Raw genomic sequence first — 22,169 nt, forward strand, 5'->3', positions numbered from 1 at the left:
CGGCCGGAACGCCCGGCGGCCGCCGCGCCGCGGCCGCCGGGCGTGCTCGCATGGCCGTCAGGCCCAGGGACGTCCGATGCGGACGCGCCAGACCTCCGGGCCGGTCTCCAGGTAGTCCCAGGTGAAGTCGCCGGGGTGCTCGGCGGCGAACTGGTAGTACAGCGGCTTCGGGTCGTGGTCGTTGACCAGGATGAACGCCCCGCCGTTGTCCAGCGCGCGGTACGCCGCGAAGATCTGCTCGTGCCGCTGCGCGGGGACGAGGACGCGCACGTCCAGTTCCCCGCCGTCGAGCTCGGCCTTCGCACCGGGCGTGCCGGGGTCGTCGTGGCCGCCGCACGTGCAGTGGTGCCCGTCCGCCCCGTCCCGCGGGCTCTCGGCCTCCGCGCCGAGGATCTCGTGCATCCCCGCGAGCAGCGCGCCGAGGTCGACGCCCGCGTCGACGAGCGCCGGCAGCAGCAGATCGTTCTCCTTGTGCAGGTGGGACGCGAACAGCGCGCTGAGGGCCGACGCCGCGGCGATCGTCTCCCCGGGCGTGCGCGCCGCCTCCAGCTCGGCGAGCCGCTCCTTCAGCACGGTGTGCTCACGCAGCATGGCGCGCAGCAGCAGGCGGGCCTCGGGCAGGTCCTCGGCCGCCCGGTAGAGGGTCTTCTCCTCGGCCTCGGCGTGCGGGACGACCTCGTCGGCGCAGAACGCGACGAGCCGGTCGCGCCGCTCGTGCGGTGCGGCGAGCTGGTCGGCGGCCCGCGCGATCGTGAGGACGTGGTCCGCCATGGTGCGGCCGAGCCGCTCGTGGTGGTCGAGGATCGCCCGCACGGTCTCCTGCTGCGGGCTCGCGGTCGATGTGGTCATGAGCACTCCTCGTGCCGAGCTGTTTTTTACAACCGTACTTGTATTTATAGTAGCGGTATGGAGAAACTGGAGACGAGGGGCGGCCCCCGGCCCCGGGTGGCGGCGCGCCGGTTCCCGTTGCTCGCCGGCGCGCTGCTCGGGCTCGTCGCGGGCCTCTGGGGCGCCCTCGGGCTTCTCGGCCTCGACGTCCCGATGCCGCGCACCTCGTTCGCGCGGGAGCACGGCGCGCTGATGGCGCTGGGCTTCCTCGGCACGCTGATCTCCCTCGAACGCGCCGTCGCCCTCGGCCGCCCCTGGGGCTACGCCGCCCCCGCCCTCGCCGGCCTCGGCGCCGTCACCACCGCCCTCGGCCTGACGCTCCCCGGGAAGCTCCTGCTCACCGCCGCCGGCGGCTGGCTCATCGCGATCTACATCGCCGTCCTCGGCCGCCGCACCGGACGCGACCTCGCGATCCAGTTGTCCGGTGCGGTCGCCTGGTACGCCGGCGCGCTGCTGTGGCTGTCCGGGCGGCCGGTCGGCGAGATCGTCCCGTGGCTCGCCGCGTTCCTGGTCCTCACGATCGCCGGGGAGCGCCTCGAACTCGCCCGCGTCGCGTTCCTCGGCCGCCGCGCGTCCGACGGCCTCCTGGTCGCGGCGGCCCTGGTCGGCGCGGGCGCCGCCGCCTCCACCGGTTGGCCGGACGCCGGATGGCGGCTCACCGGGCTCGGGATGGCCGCCCTCGCCGGGTGGCTCGCCGTCCACGACGTCGCCCGCCGCACCGTCCGCGGGACGGGCCTGCCCCGCTACGCCGCCGCCTGCCTCCTCGCCGGCTACGCCTGGCTGGCCGTCGCCGGGACGATCTGGCTCGCCGCCGGGCGCCCCGCCTCCGGCGGCCTCAACGACGCCGCCCTGCACGCGGTGTTCCTCGGCTTCGTCATGTCGATGGTCTTCGGGCACGCGCCGGTGATCCTGCCCGCGGTCCTGCGCGTCCGGCTGCCGTACCACCCCGTCCTGTACGCGCCGCTCGTCCTGCTGCACGCCTCCCTCGTCGTCCGCGTCGCCGGGGACCTCGGCGGGTCCGGCGCCCTGCGGACGACCGGCGGCGTCCTCGGCGAGGTGTCGCTCCTGCTCTTCGGCGGATGCGCCGTGGCCGCGTCGCGCCTCCTGCGAAGGGAACCGTCATGACGTCCATCGGCATCCGGCCCAGGCCCGCGGCCACCGAACCGCCCGCGCGCCGCCCGGCCCGCTCCACCTGGCACGCGGTCGCCAACGGGGTCGTGCTCGCGTGGCTGGCGCTGACCGCCGCGGCCGCGCTCGTCCAGCACGGCCTGCCCGCGCCGCGCTGGCTGCTGATCCACCTGTTCCTGCTCGGCGCCGTGACCAACGCGATCGTCACCTGGACCGAGCACTTCGCCACCGCGCTGCTGCGGATCCCGTCGCCGCCGCGCCGGTGGCCGCTGGCGCGGCTGGCGGTCCTGAACGCCGGGATCGCCGCCGTGCTGGGCGGTGTCGCCGGAGGGTACGCCCTGCTCGCCTCCGGCGGCGCCGCGACGGTCGTCGCGGTCGTCGCCGCGCACGTCACCGTCCTCGCCGTGCGCGGGCGGGGCGCCCTGGGCGGACGGTTCGCGCACGTCGTCGGCTGGTACGTGTGGTCCGGCGTCGCGCTCGTCGCGGGCGGGACGCTCGGCGGCCTGCTGGCGTCCGGCCGCGTGCCGTCCGGCTGGCACGCGCCGGTGCGGGCCGCGCACGAGCACGTCAACATCCTCGGCTGGGTCGGGCTGGCCGTGCTCGGCACCCTGTTCACGCTGTGGCCGACGGTCCTGCGCACCCGGATGGTCGACGGCACCGGGCGGATCGCCCGCTGGTCGCTGCGCGCCGCCGTGCCCGGCCTGGCCGTCGCGGTCGGCGGCCTCCTCGCCGACGTCCGCTGGCTCGCCGCCGCCGGCCTGCTCCTCTACGCCGCGGCCGCCGCGCTCGCCCTCGTCCCGTTCGTGCGGACGCTCCTCCGGCGCCGCCCGCACACCCCGGCGTCGTGGATGCTCGCCGCCGGGACCGCCTGGTTCGCGATGACCCTTGCCGCCGACGCCGTCCGGCAGAGCCTCGACGGGCTGCTCCCGCTCGTGCTCGTGGGCTTCGTCGGGCAGACGCTCCTGGGCGCGCTGACGTTCCTGCTGCCCGTCGTCCTCGGCGGCGGGCCCGCGGCGCTCAAGGCCAACGCGGCCGTGCTCGAACGCCTGTGGCTGCCGCGCGTGGCCGCCGTCAACGCCGCGGTGCCGCTGCTCGTCCTGCCCGTCCCCGGGTGGCTGACCCGCGCCGCCTGGATCGCCGCCATCGCCGCGCTGGGCTCGTTCGTCGTGCTCGCCGCGGCGACCGTCGTCCGCACCCGCCGCCCGTCGCCGGTCGTCGCGGGCATCACCGCCGGTGTCCTGCTCACCGCGCTCGCCGCCGGCGTCGCGGCCGGGAGCGCGGACCGGTCCGGCTCGGCTGTCGCGGCCTCCGGCACCCGCACCGTGGACGTCGCCCTCGTCGACATGCGCATCCGCCCCGGGACGATCGAGGCCGCCCCCGGGACGCGGCTCGTCCTGCGCGTCACCAACGAGGACGCCATGCCGCACGACCTGCGCCTCGCCACCGGCCAGGCCACCCCGATGCTCGACCAGGGCGAGACCGCCACGCTGACCGTCCCGCCGCTGGAGGAGTCGATCGACGGCTGGTGCACCGTGCCCGGCCACCGCGCCGCGGGCATGACCATGCGGATCGACATGACGGAGGGACCGGCGCCGGAGCACGCCCAGCACGGAACCCACCAGGGCACCGGCCCGCTCGACTTGGCGGCCCCGATGTCGCCGGAGTGGCGTCCCTACGACGCCGCGCTCGAACCCGCCCCAGGCGGCAAGGACCACCGCGTCGAGATCCGCGCGACCGACCGGGAGCTGGAGGTCGCCCCGGGCGTCCGCCAGCAGATGTGGACGTTCAACGGCACCGTTCCCGGCCCGGTCCTGCGCGGCAAGGTCGGCGACGTCTTCACCGTCACCTTCGTCAACGACGCGGCCATGGGGCACGGCATCGACTTCCACGCCGGGTCCCTCGCGCCGGACGGCCCCATGCGCACCATCCAGCCCGGCGAGCGCCTCACCTACCGCTTCAAGGCCGAGCACGCCGGGGCGTGGCTGTACCACTGCTCGACGATGCCGATGCTCCAGCACATGGGCAACGGCATGTACGGCGCCGTCATCATCGACCCGCCGGACCTGCCCCGGGTCGACCGCGAGTACGTCCTCGTCCACGGCGAGCTGTACCTGGGACGGCCGGGCTCCGCGGAGCAGGTGGCGAAGATGCGCGACGGCCGCCCCGACGCGTGGGCGTTCAACGGCACGGCCGCCGGCTACGACCACGCTCCGCTGACCGCCCGCGCGGGCGACCGCGTCCGGGTCTGGGTGGTCGGCGCGGGCCCGGCGTCCGGTACCGCGTTCCACATCGTCGGCGCCCAGTTCGACACCGTCTACAAGGAGGGGGCCTACCTCCTCCGCGAGGGCGACGACGGCGGCGCGCAGATCCTCGACCTCGCGCCGGGCCAGGGCGGCTTCGTGGAGGCGGTGGTCCCGGAGGCCGGCCACTACCCGTTCGTCGACCACGACATGCGGCACGGCGAAGCCGGAGCCCACGGGATCCTGAAGGTCACCGGCTGAGCCGGCGGACGGCCGGGTCCCCCTCCGGCGGGGTGCCCGCGAGTTCCACCGGGATCATCCGCGTCACCCCGGCGATCGAGCACGTGCGCCGCACCATGCCGTGCTCCGGCAGCCGGATCGACAGCCGGATCCCCGCCGTCTTGGCCAGGACATAGGTGCGGAGAATGACGTTCAGCCCACTGGAATCACAGAATTGACAGTCGGTGAGATCGAGGACCAATGAACTGATGCCCTCGTCGAGGAGTTGCCGCGACAATGCGTGCAGGTCGGCACAGTTTCGGACATCCGCCTCCACCGGGAACAGCAGAGTCGCGTCCTGGTCCGTGCGGCGGACGGTCGCGCCGCCCGAGGTGGTGAACTCCATGGTCGCCTCGCTCAAGGTCGATACCGGAGTGTGCCGCGCTAATGGGACTGCCGAGCATTGCCCTAAGTGGACCGAATCCAGGATCAATCTACAAGCGGCGGAAAGTCAAACCATGTTCAAGACTTCTGGGGTCATTATCCGCACGGAAATTGTTGACGTGGGAAAGCGCCGTCCTCAGCCGGCGGCGTAGCAGGGGGAGGCGAGGTTGTGGCCGGTGGCGGTCGGGCCGGAGACGAAGTCCGTGATCACCTTCACCCCGGTGAACTCCCGCTCGTCGGGACGCCCGACCACCGACTCGCGGAAGGCCGCCGCGTTCGGGCTGCCGGAGAAGTTGCCCGCCTTCCTGGGCAGCATCCCCTCGTAGTCCACGGTCGTGACCTGCCGGAGCGCGTCGTACACGCCCTCGCGGGTCAGGTCGCCGTTCGCCGCGGCCTTCTCCAGCACCGTCTTCAGCGGGTACTGGAAGATCCAGCCCGAGGTGAGCGCGTTGTCCGGCTCCACCTGGCCCAGCGCCAGCCGCATCGCGGTGTGCCCGGGGGAGTCGGCGGGGAACGTCTTCCACGGCGCCACCACCAGGTAGCGGGCCTTGAGCACCTCGGCCGCCGGGGTCTTCAGCAGCGACCCGACCCAGGTCGGGTTGTTGCCCATGAACCGGCCCTGGAAGCCCGCCTCCACGGCCTTGCCGGCGATCGCGGCGGTCTCGGCGGGACCCACCGTGAGCATCACGACGTCCGGCCGCCGCTCGAGGATCGCGCGGACGGCCTCGGCCTGCTTCGCCGCGCCCTGCTGCGTCTCCACCTCCGAGTAGCGCAGGCCGCGCGCTGTCGCGGCGAGCCTCGCGCCCGCCGCGCCCTCGCCGCCGTAGTCGCCGGAGTAGTAGACGGCCAGCACGCTCTCGGCCCCGAAGGTGTCGACGGCGTAGTCGATCGCGTTCATGGACTCGAAGCAGTACGAGGCGCCCGACTCCAGGATCACGTCCTCGAACTCCCACCGGGACGGGTACGACCCGGGCACCGCGATCATCCGGGCGGCGCGCAGGTCGCTCAGGATCGCCTCGGTGGTCGGCGAGCCCAGGCTCTGCGCCAGCGCCAGCACCTTGTCCTTGATCTCGATGTACGCGCTGCGGTGCGTGGCGGGGTCGTACTTGTTGTCCCGGATGTAGGTGTGCACGTCGACGTCGTAGCCGCCGATGCCGCCCTGCCGGTTCACGCGGTCCCAGAACGCCTTCTGCGCCGTCACCATCGGCACGCCGAGACCCGTGAACGGCCCCGTGGTCAGGTCGGAGATGATGCCCAGGTAGATGCAGCCGTGGTCGCGGTTCACGGCCTTCGGGCAGGGCTCCGCGGTGATCCCCGGGACGTCCGCCGCGGGGCCGCCCTCGTCGGTTCCGGAGGCGCAGCCCGCCAGCCCCGCCAGCAGCGCCGCCGCGGCGAGCAGGGACCTGATCCTTGGCCTGTCAGAGCGCGCGGAGACCATCGATCACTTCCTTGAGAATGCGGGCGTCCGGGCGTCCGGGCGGCGCGGCGGCGCTCTGCACGTGCATGAGCCCGCGGTCGAGCAGGTCGCTCACCAGCACGCGGACCACGCCCACCGGCAGCCGCAGGGCGGCCGACAGCTCGGCCACAGACACCGGGTTGATGGAGAACTCCAGGATCCGCTCGTCCTCGGGGCCGAGCGTGAGCGGATCGGGCATCGGCACCTCGGCGGTCACGACGACCGCGATCAGGTCGAGCTGGCGGCCGCGGCGGCGGGACCTGGTGCGGCCCCGGGTCACCGCGAAGGGACGGACGACGGGCCCGGCCTCCTCGTCCGCCCAGAGGTCGTCCGGCCGCGCCCTGCGGTCCCGGCCCGGATCCGCGGATCCGCCCGGCAGCTCGCCGGACATCACGGGCCGCCGTCGCCCGCATCGGCGGCGCGGCCCCGCCGCCAGCCGCGCTGCACCGTGGACATGAAGTCGCGGGCGGCCTCCGGCGACCGCTCCTCCCCGCCCGTCCCGGACGGCTCCTCCCGGGTCTCGGCGGTGCGCCGCAGCTGCGGCGCCATGTGGGTCTGGCGCCGCCGCACGGGCAGGTCGGCGGGCGGGGGAGTGACCAGCGCGAGGTGGTCGCCCGACGGCGGCTGCGGTGCGGACGGGACGGGCGGCGCGGGCGGGGCGGCACCGGCCACGGCCCACTCGCCGGTGTCGGTGACCTCGTGGCCGCCGGGGCGCTCGGGCGGCCGCGCCACCAGCTCCCGCGGGATCAGCGCGATGGCGGTGATCCCCCCGTACGGGGAGGCGCGCAGCGTCACCTTGATGCCGTGCCGGGCCGACAGCCTCGCCACGACGAACAGGCCGAGCCGGGCGCTGTCGTCCAGGTCGAGCTCGGGGGCGGTGGCCAGCAGCCGGTTGAGCTCCGCCAGCATGTCGGGCGCGATGCCGAGCCCGCGGTCCTCCACCTCCATCACGAACCCGTGCGCGACCTCCTGCCCGGTCACCCGGATCGTGGTGTTGGGCGGCGAGAACACCGCCGCGTTCTCGATCAGCTCGGCGATGAGGTGGATGGTGTCGGCGACCGCGGGCCCGAGCAGCGCCGCGCGGCCCATCGGCACGACCTCGACGCGGGTGTAGTCCTCGACCTCGGAGGCCGCGGCGCGCGCCACGTCCACCATCCGGACAGGGTCGGCCCAGGTCCGCCCGGACGGGCGGCCCGACAGGATCACCAGGCCCTCGGCGTGCCGCCGCATCCGGGTGGCGAGCGCGTCCAGCTCGAAGAGCCGCTCCAGCTCGTCGGGGTCCTCGGTGTCGCGCTGCATGGTCTCCAGCATCCGCAGCAGCCGCTGGAGGAGGGACTGGTTGCGGCGGGCCAGCGTCACGAAGATCTCGTTCAGCCGCCGGTTCGCGCGGGCCTCGTTCTCGGCGGCGCGCACGACCGCCCGCTTGGTCTGCGCGAAAGCCCGGTCGATCTGGTCGACCTCGGTGACCCGGAACCGCCCGCTGTCGCGTCCGCCGCCGCGCTCGCCGGCGCGCCCGCCGGCGCGCCCGCCGTCCGGGGCGTCGCCCGCGGCGAGCTCCTCCAGCGGCTCCTCGCCCCGCCGCGCCCGCTCGTTGATCAGCGGCAGCCGCTGCTGCGCGAACTCGTCGACGGCCGCGGCCATGGCGCGGCTCTCCACGATCAGCCGGCGGCCGGCCCGGACCGCGAACAGGATCGCGGCGATCACCGCCAGCAGCCCCAGCCCGCCGGTCAGCGCCAGCCGCAGCAGGACCGCGTTCGCCTCGTTGCCGGCCCGCCGGGTGTTCTCCTTGCGGATCTCGGACGACAGCGCCGCCAGCTGGGCGTCCACCGCCTCGGTCGCGGTGTGCCAGGCGCCGATGTCCACGCCGGGTCGCCCGCCGGCGGAGTCGCGCTGCATGAGCCGGTTCTGCAACTCGTCGAACCGGCGGAACTCCGGCCCGGACACGATCTGCTCGTACCGCACCCGGTAGGAGCCCTGGAGCTCGCGTGCCGCGTCCCCGTAGAGGAACCGGTGCGCCCCGGCGAACTCCACCAGCTGCAGGCGCTCTTCCTCGCTCAGCCGCCCGGCCGCCAGCGCGCCGGTGACGAGCGCGTCCTCGCGGGAGAGGTTCTCCCGGGCGTTCTCGAGCGTGCGGAGGACCCGGTTCTGCCGCACGAGGTCCGGGTCCAGTGAGTGGACCTCGTCGTAGATCTCGGTGGCCATCTCGATGTACTCGGTGTAGCGCGCCATCGCCTCGGCCCGCCCGAGGCTGCGGTCGTCGATCTCGGCGCGCAGCGGCTCCAGCCCGCCGAGCGCGTCCGCGAACCGGGTCATCCGCTGCCGCGTGACCGGCCGGGTCGCGCCCCTGATCTCCTCGTCCTCCGCGGAGGCGCGGAACGCCGCGTCGGCCCGGTCGGTCGCCTCCCGCTGCGCCTCGAACCCGGCGCGGCCGATGGTCGCGTCGTCGCCCAGGGCCGACAGCGACATGCGCCGCTCGTCCTGCAGCGCGGCGATGACCTGGTCGGTGGGTTCGAGGACCTTCGTGGTGAACGTCTGCGCCCTGGCCTGCCGCAGGCTGTCCTGCAGCGAGGTGGTCGCGGCCACGCCCCACAGGACGACCAGTGCCGTGACGGGCGGGACCAGCAGCAGCACGATCCGCGATCTGACGGACCTGGCTCTGCCCCGGAGCACCCCGTGCCGCCTTCTCCCGGGACGGCGCCTCATGCCCCGGGTCCCCGGCGATGGCCAACGCTCATGAGGACCTCCGTGCTGCTGTGATCCAGGTCACTCGGGTAGCCCAGGACGCTACTACATGCTCATGAGACACTCGGGCGATCTGCCTCACCCGTCCGAATTGTTATCTACGTGTAATTTCTGCGTCTGCGGCAAAGTGCGCGCCCGCGGCGGGTCGGCGGCCGGTAGATCTTTCGTTATCGCTGGTCAGCGGCATTCTGAGGGGTTTTGAGTCGATTCGTGGGGCTATGGCCCGTCTCGACATCGTCTAGAAGTGAAGTGGTGACCATGGCGGAAAAAGGCACGGAAGGCAACGGCCGGGCCCTCACCGACGATCTGCCCGTCGACCAGCTCAAGGACGCGGGGCGGGAGCTCGTCCAGGCGCTCATGGCGCGGACGCTCACCGGGGCCAGCGGAAAGCTCCAGGACATGACCCAGCGGCTGACCGACGCCGCGGACGGCGGCGCGAAAACGAAGATGGCCGCGACCGGGGTGAAGAAGCTCGCCGAGGGCGAGTCCCCGCTCAAGGCGGGCCTCAGCGCGGGCGCGACCGGTGCGAAGGAGAAGGTCAAGGAGGCCGTGAGCTCCATCGGGGGCGGCGGCAAGGACGGCGGCGGTGGCGGCGACAAGGGTGACAAGAAGAAGGTCACCAACATCATCGAGCAGTTCGACGTGGGCCTGCCCCGCCGCGTCGCCTATGACCAGTGGACGCAGTTCGCCGACTACCCGAGCTTCACCAAGAAGGTCGAGAGCGTCGAGCAGGAGTCGGACGAGAAGCTCCACTGGCGAGCCCAGGTCTTCCTGTCCCACAGGAGCTGGGACTCCACGATCATCGAGCAGGTGCCGGACGAGCGGATCGTCTGGAAGTCCAAGGGCCCCAAGGGGTACGTGGACGGCGCCGTGACGTTCCACGAGCTGGGACCGACGATGACCCGGATCATTCTCGTCGCCGAGTACCACCCGGACGGCTTCTTCGAGAAGACCGCGAACCTCTGGCGGGCGCAGGGCCGCCGCCTACGCCTGGACTTCAAGCACATCAAGCGCCACATGATGACGCGCACGATCCTGGAGCAGGAGGAGGTCCAGGGCTGGCGCGGCGAGATCCGCGACGGCGAGGTGGTCAAGACCCACGAGGACGCCCTCAAGGAGGAGCAGGAGGCCGCCGGTTCCGAGGAGGACCAGGCCGAGTCCGAGGGCGCCGGTTCCGAGGAAGACCAGGCGAAGCCGGACGAGGACCAGGAGAAGCCCGACCGGGAGGAGCAGCCGGAGGCCGGGGAGGAACGCGCCGAGACCGAGGAGGACCAGGCCGAGTCCGAGGGCGCCGAGCAGGAGTCCGAGGAGCCTGCGAAGGAGAAGGCGGAGAGCACCGCCTGATCACGCTCCGAAGTTTCTCCAGGCCGCCCCCGGGTAGCGGCGGCCTGTGAGGGGGGACCATGGGCACTAACGGGGAAGCCGGTGAGTCGGAAGGCGCCGAGGGCAGGATCGTCTCACCGGACACGCGGCCGCAGCCGAGCGAGGGACCGGACGTCCATCTCGACGTCCCGCTCCTCAAGGTGGACGAGATTTCCCTGGAGGTCGAGAACCTGGAGGCGCACGTCTCGCTCGTCGCCCAGGTCCTCGACATGCTCCGCCTGAACGTCGGCGCCGACGTCACCCTCGGCCGGGTGAAGCTGGAGATCAGGGGGGTCGAGGCGCAGGCGCTGCTCGACGTCCGGCTCGACAACGTCGCCATCATCGTCGACCGCGTCCTGACCACCCTCGACCGCAACCCGGAGATCCTCCGGCACCTCGGCCGGGGGCTGGAGACGGCCGTGAGCGAGGTCGGATCCGGTGCGGGCAAGGCCGTGGGCGATGTCGGCGAGGGCGCGGGCAGCGCCGTGAAGGACGTCGGCGAAGGCGCCGGCGGAGCCGTGAAGGACGTGGGCGAAGGCGCGGGCGGCGCGGTCAAGGAGGTCGGCGCAGGCGCCGGTGGCGCGGTGAAGGACGTCGGCAAGGGCGCCGGCGGCGCAGTGGAGAACGTGGGCGAAGGCGCCGGTGGCGCGGTGAAGGACGTAGGCGAGGGTGCCGGTGGCGCGGTGAAGGACGTAGGCGAGGGTGCCGGAGGCGCGGTCAAGGACGTAGGCGAGGGCACGGGCAGCGCCGCCGAAAACGTGGGCGAAGGCGCCGGTGGCGCCGTCAGGGACGTTGGCGAGGGCGCTGGCGACGCGGCCAAGGACGTTGGCGAGGGCGCCGGGGACGCGGCCAAGGACGTTGGCGAGGGCGCCCGTCACGTCGGCAAGGGCGCGGCCGACACGGTGGAAGGCGTCACCGGCGGCCCTGAAGACCGGAACCCTGGTGACTCTGACGAAGACCAGGGCGACTCCGGCGAAGACCGGACCGGCTCGGAATCGGACCGGGGCGGCCAATCCGACGACCAAGCACGCCAATCCGAGGCGGGCGAAGGCAACGGCGGCGGGGATCCCGACGGCGAGCAGGAGATCACCGCGCTGCAGGCCGCGCTGCAGGAGACGGAGCAGTCCGTGCGCGAGCTGGGCCGGGCGCTGGTCCGGATGGTCGCCCCGCAGCCCCGCCCGCCGAGCGGCGGCGGAAACGAGGGATCATGAGCCCCCACGAGCAACGCCCGAACGAGGACGTCCTGCGATCGGCGGACATCCTCTTCACAGCCCACGTCAAGGCCGACGAACTGCGCTTCGAGGTCGTCCCGGAAACCTCCGTAGTGTTCACCGGCGACGCCGACGAAGCGTCCGCGTCCGGCAGCGACCGGACCAACCTCCCGGCCGAGGTCCGGGAGAACGTCACCTACCGCGACGTCCGCATCGACTACGCGATCGCCGCGAAGCTCGAACCGGGTGATGTTCGCGAATCGGGGTAGCGGAGCCGATATGCGTACTCTCATCAACGGATTGATCGCCGGAGCCGCGGGCACCACCGCGCTCAACGCGACCACCTATCTCGACATGGCCATCCGCGCGCGCGGAGGCAGCAGCACGCCGGAGGACACCGTCCAGAAGCTGGCGGACGGAGCACACCTCAACCTCGGCGAGGAAGAAGAGAAGGCGGAGAACCGCAAGCAAGGCATCGGTGCCCTGATGGGCTACGGCACGGGCATCGGCGCGGCCCTGGCGTACGGGGCGATCACCCGCCGCCGCGGCGCCTCATGGCCGGTCGGCATCCTCACCCTCGGAACGCTCGCCCTCCTCGGCTCGAACGTCCCGATGACCGCACTGGGCATCACCGACCCGCGAGAGTGGTCCGTCGCCGGCTGGGTGTCCGACATCGTCCCCCACATGATCTACGGCGCCGCCGCCTACGCAGCCTACGAACAAATGCGCTGACCCCTCCCGGCAGCCGGTCCGCCCCGAAGATCGGGGGCAGTCGCACCATCTCCGGGAACTCGTCGCCAATCACGGCCGGGCCCCAAGGCCCACACCGAGCGCACGCGCGATTGCCTCGGCGGTCTCGGCCGGGGAGTTGGCCGCGCCGATCGTGTCGCCGGTTGGAGCCCAGGTGAACATCCAGGTCCCGCCGATGAAGTCGGTGCCGATCTCGGTGAACCTGCTGGGCGAATCGGTGTTGATCACGTAGAGGGCGGGCGTGCCGCCGCGCAAAACGATGCCGCACGACATCCCACCGCGCTCGCGCACGGCCTCATCGAGGGCGGACAGGAACGGACGCCGTCCGCTCATGGCCGTCAGATGATCAGTGGCCATCTTCGTGCTACCTCCCGTCGAGGTCATGCCTGGGCTGCGGATGCGGACGTGCCTGTGGAGGCTCCAGGGGGTGTGCTGAGATCCGCTACGGGTGCATTCGCGACCAGACCCACTTGCCGCCGGCCGGGTCGGCGGTGACGCCGCACTTGGCGGACATGGCCTGGACGATGTGCAGGCCCCAGCCACCGTTGTCGTCGAACGCCTCCTCGGATAGGTCGAGGTCGTCCAAGGTGAGTTCGGTCATCGGCCTGGCTTTGGGCAGCTCGTGGTCCGCGTCCCAGACGGCGATGATGACGCCATAGGCGTCCCGGCTGAGCTGGAGTCGGATCTCCTCGTCCGGCGTCTGCCGGGCCGCATTGGTCACGAGCTCCGAGACGACGAGAAGCGCGCTGTCGAGAATGTGAGAGTAGTCCCATTTGCGGATTCGTGTGTCCACGAAAGTGCGCGCCAGCCCCACTGCGGCGGGTGTGCCCATAAGGGACATTGTTGGCTCTACGGCCGCCGTCATCGCCATCGTCCTGTCCTTGCCCGAGATTCCGATTTCCTGTGACAAGCATCACGCGGCGACCTATGGTTTGCCTGTATCAACTGAAATTTAAAACACGGAGGACCGATGAAGATCGTCCGTGAACCCCTCGACCCCAAGATCTCGATGTGGCACTTCCTGGCCTACTACCTGCGGTTCATGCGGGAGAAGGAGGGGCTGTCACTCGCCCAGTGGGGAAAGATCATCGGGATGGCTCGATCGAGTGTTTCGAACATCGAAGCCGGGCGTGCGAAGCTGCAGGTCGACTATGCGCGTCGTCTCGACGTGAGATTCGAGACCGGTGGACTCTTCGAATTGCTCCTGTGGTATGCCCGTATGGCGCACGACCCGAACTGGTTCAAGCAGTACAGCCAGCACGAGCGTCAGGCGGCCGAGATCAAGGTCTTCCACGGGCAGCTGATCCCTTTGCTCCTCCAGACCGATGAATACACGCGGCGGTACGGTCGGCTGAGTACAGCGAAAGACCGCGAAGCGGTCCTCGCTGGAAGAATTGCGCGAAAGCGGGCCATCCTGGAGCGAGAGGACCCGCCCTACATCTGGGCACTCCTAGACGAGGCTGTTCTGGCGCGTCGCGTCGGCGGAGCCGAGGTCATGAAGCCGCAGCTCGAACACCTCCTCGACATGGGCGAACGCTGGAACGTCATCCTCCGGATCGTTCCCTTCTCGGCCGGGGAGCATGAAGGGTCGGACGGGTTCTTCCAGCTCATCGGCCTGCATGACCGCAGCATCGCCTATGCGGGGGCTTGCGGCGGTGGACGCTTGATCGAAATGCCGAACGAGATCAAGGACGTTGTTGATAGTTTCGAACGTATCGGCGCAAAGGCAGACTCTCAGGGCGCCTCGCGCAAACTGATCGAGCAGTACTTGGAGAGCTACTCATGAGCGTCCAGTGGCGGAAGAGTTCGTACAGTGGCTCCGCGAACGATGACGTGTGCGTTGAGCTGGGACGACTTGCGCCGGGGGCCGGGGTCGGGGTGCGGGACAGCAAGGACCCGGACGGGGGACACCTCACCCTGACCGTTGCTCAGTTCGGGAGCATGATCGAGCAGGTCAAGCGGCACCCGGCCCGCTGATCGTCCCGTCCGGCCTGACCATCGACCGGGGTGTCATGCCGCGACGGAGCGCTCGATGTGCGGGCGCAGGGCCGCCCGAAGCTTCTTGGTGTCGGGTTCTTGGAAAGTGACGCCGCTGGAGTCGTCCGCCTCGTGGACCGCCGTGAATCGGCGGTGTCCTGGTAGACGCAGGCGACCAGTTGGGGGCCGGGGGGCGAACCGTCCTGGCCCGGTTTCCATCGGTCAGGGACGTCCACGTTCCCCACCTCGGCGTACCGCAGGTTAAACGCCACCGGGTGGGGGCGGCCGCCCCGATAAGGCTCGCCGCTCTCCGCGTAACCGGTGTCGGGCCGCGCTGCGCCGCCGGGACGCTCGGGGCAGAACTCGGACTCGGCCGCCAGGGGCGTGGGCGGGGCGTCCAGCATGGCCGCCAGCTGAACGCCGCCCAACGTCGCCGCGACGCCGACTCGCAGGACGGCGAACGCCCATCGATCCGACCTGCGCATGCCGACCATTCTGCAGGGGCCGCGACCGGTCGCCTACTGCGCTTCGGAAGGTGTTCGGGACGTGCGTCGGGGCAAGACGATCGCGATCAGGACGGCGCCGAGCCCGACCGTGCACGCCGTCCAGCCCGTCCATTCGGGGACCCTGCCCAGGGCCACGGAACTCGCGGGCCGCACACGCAGCCCGGCGGTGCTGGCGCGGTTCCCCAGGACACGCGCGTTGAAGTGGTGCGCGTTGTCCGGGGGCGTCCCCGGCGACTGGCGGAGGGAGTGGTACTCGGCCCGGGACATAGTGACCCCGCCGTGCACCGTCTTACCGTCCAGCGTCCATTGCCCGCCGCACGTGTAGGCGGACAACGTGCAGGTTGTCTCGTCCGGGATGGCGACGCGGGCCGGTTCGCCGTACTTCCATACGTATCCGGGCTTGCCGCGCTCGATCGAGCCGATGATCGCCAGGACCCCTACCGACAGGCACGCCCCGACGAGGACCGTCGCCGCCGCGAGGCCCCACCGGTCGGCCACGGCGCCGGCCGCGACGGTGACCGGCGCCAGCACGAACACCCCGGCGAACCCCAGAAGGATGGAAAGCAGGACCAACCCGGCGAGCCGCCCCCCAGGGTTCACCAGCAGAACCCACTCCGCGAGCGCTAGCAGCAGAATCCCGAGAGGCACGGCCCACAGCAGGATGGGTTTCACAACCTTTCCTCCTGCGGTCCGTGCTCTGCCGAGGCCGGAACTCCCCGAAGCCAGGCGATTACGGTAGACCATCACCCCCGGCCGCCGCCTCCCCCCGAGCCCCGATCGCACCGGCCAGACGAAACACCGTTCCCACGGCCGATGAACGTGCAGGTCACCGAAGGGAGCGGCACTGCCGCTGTTGACAAGGCCGATGAATACAGCCGGCGTGTCAGTGGTCGCGCTTAGTGTCTGCGCTATGCCTTCGAGTAATCACGAGCTGCCGCTGGAGATGGTCCGCAACCGGCCGCAGCTCGCCCCCACGATCCTGCGGACCGTCTTCGGCCTGGGCGTCCCGCAGGACGGACAGGTGACCACGATGGAAGGGCGCAGGCCCCGTCCTTCAGGGCGGGGTAAGCCCGGCGCTGGCCTGGTCTTGCTTGTCTTGCCACCAGTCGTAGGGGACGAGGACGGCGCGGGGTTCGCCGTTCTTGTCCACGATCACGTGTTCGCCCTTGAAGTGGGCGTTGTCGATGCGGCGGCCGAGCTGCGCGCGCAGCTCGTTGGTGGCGAGGCGTTCGGTACTCACGGGCCCGAGCGTACCGACAGTCACGTCAAGTACCGATGGTACTATCGGTACCGTGCAGCTCAGGTACCAGTTCCGGCTCTACCCGACCCTCGGCCAACAGCAGTCGCTCGCCAGAGCGTTCGGGTGCGCGCGGACGGTGTTCAACGACGCCCTCCGCGCGCGGCAGGAAGCGCACGGGGCCGGGCTGCCCTACATCAAGGACACCGACCTGCAGAAGCAGGTGATCACCGCCGCGAAACGCACAGCCGAACGCTCATGGCTGGCGGAAGTGTCGTCGGTGGTGCTGGTCCAAGCTCTGTCGGACCTGCACACCGCGTACCGGAACTTCTTCGCGTCGGTGTCGGGGAAGCGGAAGGGCCGCAAGGTCGCGCCGCCCCGGTTCCGGTCGCGCAAGGACCGGCGGCAGGCGATCCGGTTCACCCGCAACGGGTTCCGGCTACGACCCAACGGCAGACTGAACCTTGCCAAGGTCGGGGACGTGCGGGTTCGGTGGTCCCGGGACCTGCCGTCCGAGCCTTCCTCGGTCACGGTGATCAAGGACGCTGCGGGCCGGTACTTCGCCTCGTTCGTGGTCGAGACCACCGACGGGCCGCTGCCGGAGGCGGCGGCCGAGGTCGGGATCGACCTGGGCCTAACGCACTTCGCGGTGACCTCGGACGGCCGGAAGATCACCAGCCCGAAGTTCCTGCGCCGGGCCGAACGCAGGTTGCGGAAGGCGCAGCAGGCGCTGTCCCGCAAGCAGAAGGGCTCAGCGAACCGCCACAAAGCCGTCGCCCGCGTCGCACGGATGCATGCCCGCGTCGCCGATGCGCGGCGGGACCACCATCACAAGCTCTCCACACAACTGGTCCGCGACAACCAAGCGGTCTACGTGGAGGACCTCGCGGTGAACGGTCTCGCCCGCACGAAGCTGGCCAAGTCCGTGCATGACGCGGGCTGGTCCCAGTTCGTATCGATGCTCGAATACAAGGCCGCCCGGTACGACCGGACCTTCTCGAGGGTGGACCGCTGGTTCCCCTCCTCCAAGCTCTGCGGAGCGTGCGGGACGGTCGCCGAGTCCATGGCGCTGGACGTCCGCGAATGGGCGTGCCTGTGCGGCGCGGTCCATGACCGAGACGTCAACGCCGCCAACAACATCCTGGCCGCCGGACGGGCGGACAGGCTAAACGCCTGCGGAGGGACCGTAAGCCCTCCCGCCTAGCGGAAGGCAGGACCCGGTGAACCAGGAACCCACCTCAAGCCACACCCCACACCGGGCGAGCAGGGAGGAATCTCCCGCCTTAAGGCGGGAGAGGACGTCAAAGCGCAGTTCTCCGTAGCTGCCTGCAAGCTCCTGGAGGAGATCGTGAACGTCGTCGGCTACGAGTGGCAGTCCGAGTTCGCCAAGACCCACCGGGGCGAGGGCCGCGCGGAGGGGCGTGCGGAGGGCGAGGCCAAGGCGGTCCTGCTCGTGCTCGGCGCCCGCGGGATCACCGTCCCCAACGAGATCCGCGAGCGCGTGACGAACTGCACCGACATCGACCAGCTCGAACGCTGGGTCCAGCGCGCCGCCGTCATCGACAAGGCCGAAGACCTCCTCGAGTAGCACCCGGTTCCCGACTCGCCTGCCACTCCATGCCTGGACGCCGCCTTTCACTCTCACACGGGCTCGGATGCTGGCGGCGGTTCGCGACGTATTGGCCCGTCTCGGTGGGGGGTTGACCGGAGGTCCTAGGTCTTTGGGACGTGGGGGGTTGGGGCTCGTGGCCGATGTGCTGGGGCGTGGGGTTCAGGACGATTAGGGCATGACCACGACCTTTGAAGCTACGGGTAAGGCGTCGGGGCGGGTGGGGACGCCCGGGTGGGCGGCGTTGCTCGCGGCGTCCATCGGGCAGTTCCTTGTCGTTCTGGACGTCTCCGTCGTCAATGTCGCTTTGCCTGAGGTGAGTGCCGGGCTGGGGCTCGGTGTGACCGGGTTGCAGTGGGTCGTCAACGCCTATGTGGTGACGTTCGCGGGGTTTCTGCTGCTGGGCGGGCGGGCCGCCGACCTTTTCGGGCGCAAGCGGGTCTTTCTCTGGGGCGTCGGGTTGTTCACCCTGGCCAGCCTCGCCGCTGGGTTCGCGCAGAGCGGGGGCGTGCTGATCGCCGCGCGGGCCGTGCAGGGGGTCGGTGCCGCCGTCCTCGCGCCCGTCACGTTGTCGCTGGTGACCGCCAACTTCCCCGAGGGGCCCGCGCGGACGAAGGCGATCGCGCTGTGGACGGCCGTCGGCACCGCCGGGGGCGCCACGGGCGGGCTCGTCGGCGGGCTGCTGACCGACTACCTGAGCTGGCGCTGGGTGTTCCTGATCAACGTGCCGGTCGGGGCGCTCGTCGCACTGGTGGCGGTCCGGTGGCTGCGGGAGGAGCGGAACACCGCGGGACGCGTCCGGCTCGACGTGCCGGGAGCCGTGCTCGTCACCGCCGGGGTGGCGCTGCTGGCGTTCGGCATCGGGCGGATCGAGAGCCACGGCTGGACGGCGCTCGTCCCGCTCACGGCCGGGCTCGTGCTGCTGGCCGCGTTCGTCGCCGTGGAGGCGCGGACCGCTCAGCCGCTCGTGCGGCTCGGGCTGTTCCGGCTGCGCAGCGTCGCGGTCGGCAACCTCGCCACCCTGGTCATCATGATGGGCGGCTTCGCGCTCTGGTACTTCCTGTCGCTGTACATGCAGAACGTCCTGGGTTACAGCGCCGTCCGCGCGGGGCTGTCGTTCCTGCCGCACACGCTGGGCATCATCCTCGGGTCGCGGCTCGCCCCGATGCTCATGGAGCGCATGGACGCGCGCCTCCTCGCGGGCGCCGGCGGCCTGATGGCGGCGGCCGGGTTCGCGTGGCAGAGCGTCGTGCTGGACGCCGGGGGCACCTTCCTCGGGTCCGTGCTCGGGCCGGGCGCGACCATGGCCCTCGGGTTCGGACTGCTGATGACGCCGCTGGTGGAGGCGTCCACGCGGGGCGCGCCGGACGCCGAGGCGGGCGCGGTGGCGGGGGTGGTCAACACGTCCCGCACCATCGGCGGCGCGATCGGCCTCACGGTCCTCGGCGCGGCGGCGGCCGCGTCCGGCCCGGAGCCGGTGGACGGCTACGCGGCGGCCTTCCTCGCCGCCGCCCTCATCACCGCCGCCGGGACGGCGCTCGTGGCCTTCCTGCCCAGCCGCCGATGACCCGGCCGCCATGCGTGACCAGCCGCCGCACGTGACCGGGGGCGTTCACACATCCGCGAAGAACAAGGGCCGGGCGCCCGCCGGAGAGAACGGGCGCCCGGCGTGTGCGGGGGTCAGCGGGCGGCGGCCTCGGTGAGGGTGACGCCGGTCGCGACGCCGATGAGGCCGTTCTGGAAGTTCCGCTCGACCTCGGCGATCTCGGCGGAGTTCGGGTAGGGGTTGCGGCAGGACGTCCCGGCGCTGGCCCCGGACATCAGGTCCGTGCAGCGGCCCGTGCGCCGGTCCGGCAGGCCGAGGATGTGGCCCAGCTCGTGGGACGCGATCCGTACCGTGTAGTGGCCTTCCTGGACGGCCTGGCGGCCCATCCAGATCGTGCCGCGTCCGAGGCTGGTGACGCGGGCGCGGGGCCAGCCGTTGTCGGCGACGATGACCACGTCGGCGGGGGACCCGGCGACGAACTGCACGTTGCCGACGCGCGCGTTCCAGATCCGGGCGCCCTCGTCGACCGCCGACCGGAACTCGGCGGAGCGGCTCGCGTCGTACCTGATCGTGCGGACGGCGTCGGCGGCGTCGGCGGCGGGCGCGGCCGAGGCGGCGGTGCCCGTGCCGGCCAGGAAGGCCAGGCCGAGCAGCAGCGCCGCGCAGATCCTCAGCAGATTTCTGATCACCATGGGGATTCCTCGTGCGGTGGGAGCGGGGTGGGGGCACCCTCCGCCGGGCACCGCGCTCCGGCGGAGGGCGCGTTCACGCGGGCCGGTCAGCCGTTGAGGGCGCTGCCGACGATCTGCAGGATGCGGGTGCGGTAGGCGGTGACGTCGCCGTAGATGGCGGGGGACGTCGCGCAGGTGGAGGCGGTGCCGCGGCTGGTCGCGCCGACGAGCTGCCAGCGGCCCGACGAGCCGGTGAGCGCGGGCCCGCCGGAGTCGCCGTAGCAGGCGCCGCGCCCGCCGCCGCCCTCGATGCACAGCTCGTTGCCGCTGATGCCGCGGCACTGCGAGTCCGCGAGGATCCGGGTGTCGAGCTGGCGCAGCCCGACGGGCGCGGGCCCGCAGCCGCGCACCGCGCAGGTCTGCCCCCAGCCGAGCAGGCGGGTCGCGGAGCCGACCGGCGCGCTGGTCGCGATGGTCACCGGCGCGGACGCGGCGGGGCTGGCGAGGCGGAGCAGCGCGACGTCGCCGCCGAGCGTCTGCCGGGAGGCGACCCGGCGGACCTCGCCGCCGGAGTTGTAGGTGGTGGTGCCGATCCTGACCTGGTACGGCGTGCCGCAGTGCGCCGCGGTCACGACCCAGCTCGGCGCGACGAGCGAGCCGCCGCAGCTGTGCCGGCCGGCCGAGCTCTGCAGCGACGCCATGAACGAGTACGTCTCGGACGCGGGCACACCGCCCACGATCTTGGTCGTGGGCTGCTCGGTGGGCGGCGGGGCGGGCTCCGCGTTGGCCACCGACATCCCGGACAGCGCCATGAACGCCGCCGGAACCGCGGCCAGCAGGCTGCGCTTCTTCATGAGCGGGGGGTCCTTTCACACGAGCGGGGGAACGTGCGGACCGCAGGGCCCTGACGGTCACCGGCCGGCGACACGGAACCGCCGCGGCGCCGGACCGGTGCATTGACTATTGACCAAGAATGCGCGGACCGCCAATGCCGATTCGGGCGGCCGCGGCCGCAATAGAACGCTCTCCATGGAAAGAGCGGGCGCCACCTGCGAACTTTCTACGCGCACCCCGCCCGCACTGAACGAACGGCCATTTTTTCAACTCGCCCGTTCACATGCTGGAAAGGCCCGGCCGCCTGGAACGTGAAGCGGGCGCCGCCCGGGATGGGGGCGCCCGTCACGTGGAGTGCGAGGAAAGCGAAGGGGCTGGATCAAGGAAGTTGAGAAGGAAGCCCCCTCATGGCCTCGCGGGGACGACGCTAGCAGTCAGGCGGGGATCAGGTCCCCCAGGTTTTCCGGCGTGAACACCCGCGAGTCCGGGTGCAGGCCCTCGGGGCGGTCGAGGCCGATGTAGGTGACGGGGCCGTCCGGGGCGGTGCCGTCCCAGAGGGCGGGATGACGAACCGCCGCCCGAGGCGCCGCAGCGACAGGTCGATGAACTCCGAGGCGCCCTCGGCCGCGTCGGTGATGTCGCCGGAATGCCTTCCGCCGGCGGTGGTGAGGTTGGTGTACGACAGCCATTCCGGGTCGAGGTAGTTCACGGGGATGTGCTCAGGCTGCGCGCCGTCGGCGTAGAGCCCGGCGAGTCCGCCCAGCGCCGCGAGGCCGTCCTCGCCGAGCGGGGTCGCGCTGCCCGCGAGCCGCAGGTAGAGCCGCTCGCCCTCGTCGGCGAGGCCGCGGCCCAGGTGCAGGACCGCGAGGCGGTCGCCGGCGGCGGCGATCAGCTCGTCGTGGGCGGCGAGCATGTCCTCGTAGCCGTGCCGGTAGACGCCGTAGCCGGAGAGGGTGAGCAGGTTCAGGACGCCCTCGCTGAGGGACTCCATCGCGGCGGACGCCGCCACCGGGTCGAGGAGCGTCTCGCGCAGGAGGTCCGTCCAGAACTCCAGCGTGTCGGGCACGTTGTTCGGGAAGTCCCGGAAGTACACGTTGTGGCGGACGTGGTCGCCCGCCATCTCCCGGACGACGGGCAGCGTGCGCGCGGCGACGCCGAGGACGGCCGGCTCCGCCAGGCCGGACAGCGCGGCCATGAGGTCCCGGGACAGCTTGAACCCGGCCGACATGAGGGCCGCGTCGAAGCGCCGCGCCGCGGCCGCCCCGTCCCCGCGGGGCCCCTCGGGCGCGGGAACGCGGTGCGTGTGCCGGACGATCAGTTCCGCGAGCCAGATGTTCACCGCGTCATGG

The 22,169-nt window shown here is 71.8% G+C and carries 23 protein-coding genes; 11 read left to right on the forward strand and 12 right to left on the reverse strand.

What is annotated here, in order from left to right; translation table 11 throughout:
• Positions 1-57 precede the first annotated feature (57 nt).
• Entirely contained in the window at positions 58-849 is a 792-nt protein-coding gene (locus tag IEZ03_RS17960; protein WP_184881626.1) for a DUF2249 domain-containing protein, read from the reverse strand.
• A 57-nt stretch (positions 850-906) separates the two neighbouring features.
• Between IEZ03_RS17960 and IEZ03_RS17965 the strand changes: the two genes are divergently transcribed.
• Together IEZ03_RS17965 and IEZ03_RS17970 are read left to right on the forward strand one after the other, a co-directional pair.
• A complete protein-coding gene (locus IEZ03_RS17965) occupies positions 907-2,013 on the forward strand; it encodes a DUF8744 domain-containing protein (protein ID WP_184881628.1) in 1,107 nt (368 codons plus the stop codon).
• Positions 2,010-4,517, forward strand: a complete 2,508-nt coding sequence (locus IEZ03_RS17970; protein WP_184881630.1) for a multicopper oxidase domain-containing protein — start codon at positions 2,010-2,012, stop codon at positions 4,515-4,517. Before IEZ03_RS17965 ends, IEZ03_RS17970 begins: the two co-directional genes overlap by 4 nt.
• Here IEZ03_RS17970 and IEZ03_RS17975 read toward each other — a convergent pair.
• The 4 genes from IEZ03_RS17975 to IEZ03_RS17990 form a co-directional block, all read right to left on the reverse strand.
• The gene (locus IEZ03_RS17975; RefSeq protein WP_184881632.1) at positions 4,507-4,896 is read right to left on the reverse strand and encodes an STAS domain-containing protein; all 390 of its coding nucleotides are present in this window, start codon (positions 4,894-4,896) and stop codon (positions 4,507-4,509) included. The genes IEZ03_RS17970 and IEZ03_RS17975 overlap by 11 nt on opposite strands.
• 159 nt (positions 4,897-5,055) lie before the next feature.
• Positions 5,056-6,357 (reverse strand): ABC transporter substrate-binding protein, encoded by a 1,302-nt coding sequence (locus IEZ03_RS17980; RefSeq protein WP_184881634.1) that lies wholly within the window; start codon positions 6,355-6,357, stop codon positions 5,056-5,058.
• On the reverse strand, positions 6,338-6,766 hold the full coding sequence (locus IEZ03_RS17985) for a DUF742 domain-containing protein (protein WP_132044660.1): 429 nt from the start codon (positions 6,764-6,766) through the stop codon (positions 6,338-6,340). Before IEZ03_RS17985 ends, IEZ03_RS17980 begins: the two co-directional genes overlap by 20 nt.
• On the reverse strand, positions 6,766-9,006 hold the full coding sequence (locus IEZ03_RS17990) for a sensor histidine kinase (RefSeq protein ID WP_184881636.1): 2,241 nt from the start codon (positions 9,004-9,006) through the stop codon (positions 6,766-6,768). The genes IEZ03_RS17985 and IEZ03_RS17990 overlap by 1 nt, the downstream gene beginning before the upstream one ends.
• Before the next feature lie 369 nt (positions 9,007-9,375).
• Between IEZ03_RS17990 and IEZ03_RS17995 the strand changes: the two genes are divergently transcribed.
• From IEZ03_RS17995 to IEZ03_RS18010, 4 genes are read left to right on the forward strand one after another with little or no spacing between them, the layout of a single operon-like run.
• Positions 9,376-10,461, forward strand: coding sequence for an SRPBCC family protein (locus IEZ03_RS17995; protein WP_184881638.1), 1,086 nt, complete (start codon positions 9,376-9,378; stop codon positions 10,459-10,461).
• A 59-nt stretch (positions 10,462-10,520) separates the two neighbouring features.
• Positions 10,521-11,690 carry a hypothetical protein gene (locus IEZ03_RS18000; protein WP_184881640.1) on the forward strand — a complete coding sequence of 390 codons (1,170 nt, stop codon included), beginning with the start codon at positions 10,521-10,523 and terminating at the stop codon, positions 11,688-11,690.
• Positions 11,687-11,959, forward strand: coding sequence for a hypothetical protein (locus tag IEZ03_RS18005; RefSeq protein WP_221480595.1), 273 nt, complete (start codon positions 11,687-11,689; stop codon positions 11,957-11,959). Before IEZ03_RS18000 ends, IEZ03_RS18005 begins: the two co-directional genes overlap by 4 nt.
• A 10-nt stretch (positions 11,960-11,969) precedes the next feature.
• Complete coding sequence (locus IEZ03_RS18010) at positions 11,970-12,422, forward strand: hypothetical protein (RefSeq protein ID WP_184881642.1); 453 nt, start codon at positions 11,970-11,972, stop codon at positions 12,420-12,422.
• A 69-nt stretch (positions 12,423-12,491) separates the two neighbouring features.
• On the opposite strand, the gene IEZ03_RS18015 is transcribed toward IEZ03_RS18010, so the two are convergent.
• A complete protein-coding gene (locus tag IEZ03_RS18015) occupies positions 12,492-12,773 on the reverse strand; it encodes a hypothetical protein (protein WP_189241215.1) in 282 nt (93 codons plus the stop codon).
• Between the two features lie 109 nt (positions 12,774-12,882).
• Positions 12,883-13,311 carry an ATP-binding protein gene (locus IEZ03_RS18020; protein ID WP_184881646.1) on the reverse strand — a complete coding sequence of 143 codons (429 nt, stop codon included), beginning with the start codon at positions 13,309-13,311 and terminating at the stop codon, positions 12,883-12,885.
• 99 nt (positions 13,312-13,410) lie between these two features.
• Between IEZ03_RS18020 and IEZ03_RS18025 the strand changes: the two genes are divergently transcribed.
• Positions 13,411-14,226, forward strand: a complete 816-nt coding sequence (locus IEZ03_RS18025) for a helix-turn-helix domain-containing protein (RefSeq protein WP_131976132.1) — start codon at positions 13,411-13,413, stop codon at positions 14,224-14,226.
• On the forward strand, positions 14,223-14,417 hold the full coding sequence (locus IEZ03_RS18030) for a DUF397 domain-containing protein (protein WP_184881648.1): 195 nt from the start codon (positions 14,223-14,225) through the stop codon (positions 14,415-14,417). The genes IEZ03_RS18025 and IEZ03_RS18030 overlap by 4 nt, the downstream gene beginning before the upstream one ends.
• A gap of 518 nt (positions 14,418-14,935) precedes the next feature.
• Here the strand turns inward: IEZ03_RS18030 and IEZ03_RS18035 are convergent.
• On the reverse strand, positions 14,936-15,595 hold the full coding sequence (locus IEZ03_RS18035) for a hypothetical protein (protein ID WP_184881650.1): 660 nt from the start codon (positions 15,593-15,595) through the stop codon (positions 14,936-14,938).
• 382 nt (positions 15,596-15,977) lie between these two features.
• A complete protein-coding gene (locus IEZ03_RS18040; protein WP_184881652.1) occupies positions 15,978-16,163 on the reverse strand; it encodes a type II toxin-antitoxin system prevent-host-death family antitoxin in 186 nt (61 codons plus the stop codon).
• Between the two features lie 52 nt (positions 16,164-16,215).
• Between IEZ03_RS18040 and IEZ03_RS18045 the strand changes: the two genes are divergently transcribed.
• The 3 genes from IEZ03_RS18045 (at position 16,216) to IEZ03_RS18055 (ending at position 19,336) form a co-directional block, all read left to right on the forward strand.
• Entirely contained in the window at positions 16,216-17,364 is a 1,149-nt protein-coding gene (locus IEZ03_RS18045; protein WP_184881654.1) for an RNA-guided endonuclease InsQ/TnpB family protein, read from the forward strand.
• Positions 17,365-17,508: 144 nt separating this feature from the next.
• Positions 17,509-17,748 (forward strand): hypothetical protein, encoded by a 240-nt coding sequence (locus tag IEZ03_RS18050; protein WP_229808372.1) that lies wholly within the window; start codon positions 17,509-17,511, stop codon positions 17,746-17,748.
• A 199-nt stretch (positions 17,749-17,947) separates the two neighbouring features.
• A complete protein-coding gene (locus IEZ03_RS18055) occupies positions 17,948-19,336 on the forward strand; it encodes a DHA2 family efflux MFS transporter permease subunit (protein WP_184881656.1) in 1,389 nt (462 codons plus the stop codon).
• Positions 19,337-19,449: 113 nt separating this feature from the next.
• Here the strand turns inward: IEZ03_RS18055 and IEZ03_RS18060 are convergent, their stop codons facing one another.
• The 3 genes from IEZ03_RS18060 to IEZ03_RS18070 all read right to left on the reverse strand — a co-directional run bounded on the left by IEZ03_RS18060 (position 19,450) and on the right by IEZ03_RS18070 (position 22,159).
• Positions 19,450-20,007, reverse strand: a complete 558-nt coding sequence (locus IEZ03_RS18060; RefSeq protein WP_184881658.1) for a snapalysin family zinc-dependent metalloprotease — start codon at positions 20,005-20,007, stop codon at positions 19,450-19,452.
• 86 nt (positions 20,008-20,093) lie between these two features.
• On the reverse strand, positions 20,094-20,840 hold the full coding sequence (locus IEZ03_RS18065) for a S1 family peptidase (protein WP_184881660.1): 747 nt from the start codon (positions 20,838-20,840) through the stop codon (positions 20,094-20,096).
• Between the two features lie 425 nt (positions 20,841-21,265).
• Entirely contained in the window at positions 21,266-22,159 is an 894-nt protein-coding gene (locus tag IEZ03_RS18070) for a hypothetical protein (RefSeq protein ID WP_184881662.1), read from the reverse strand.
• Positions 22,160-22,169: the final 10 nt, after the last annotated feature.

It is taken from the genome of Actinomadura livida (assembly GCF_014648675.1).
GTDB classification, from domain to species: domain Bacteria; phylum Actinomycetota; class Actinomycetes; order Streptosporangiales; family Streptosporangiaceae; genus Spirillospora; species Spirillospora livida.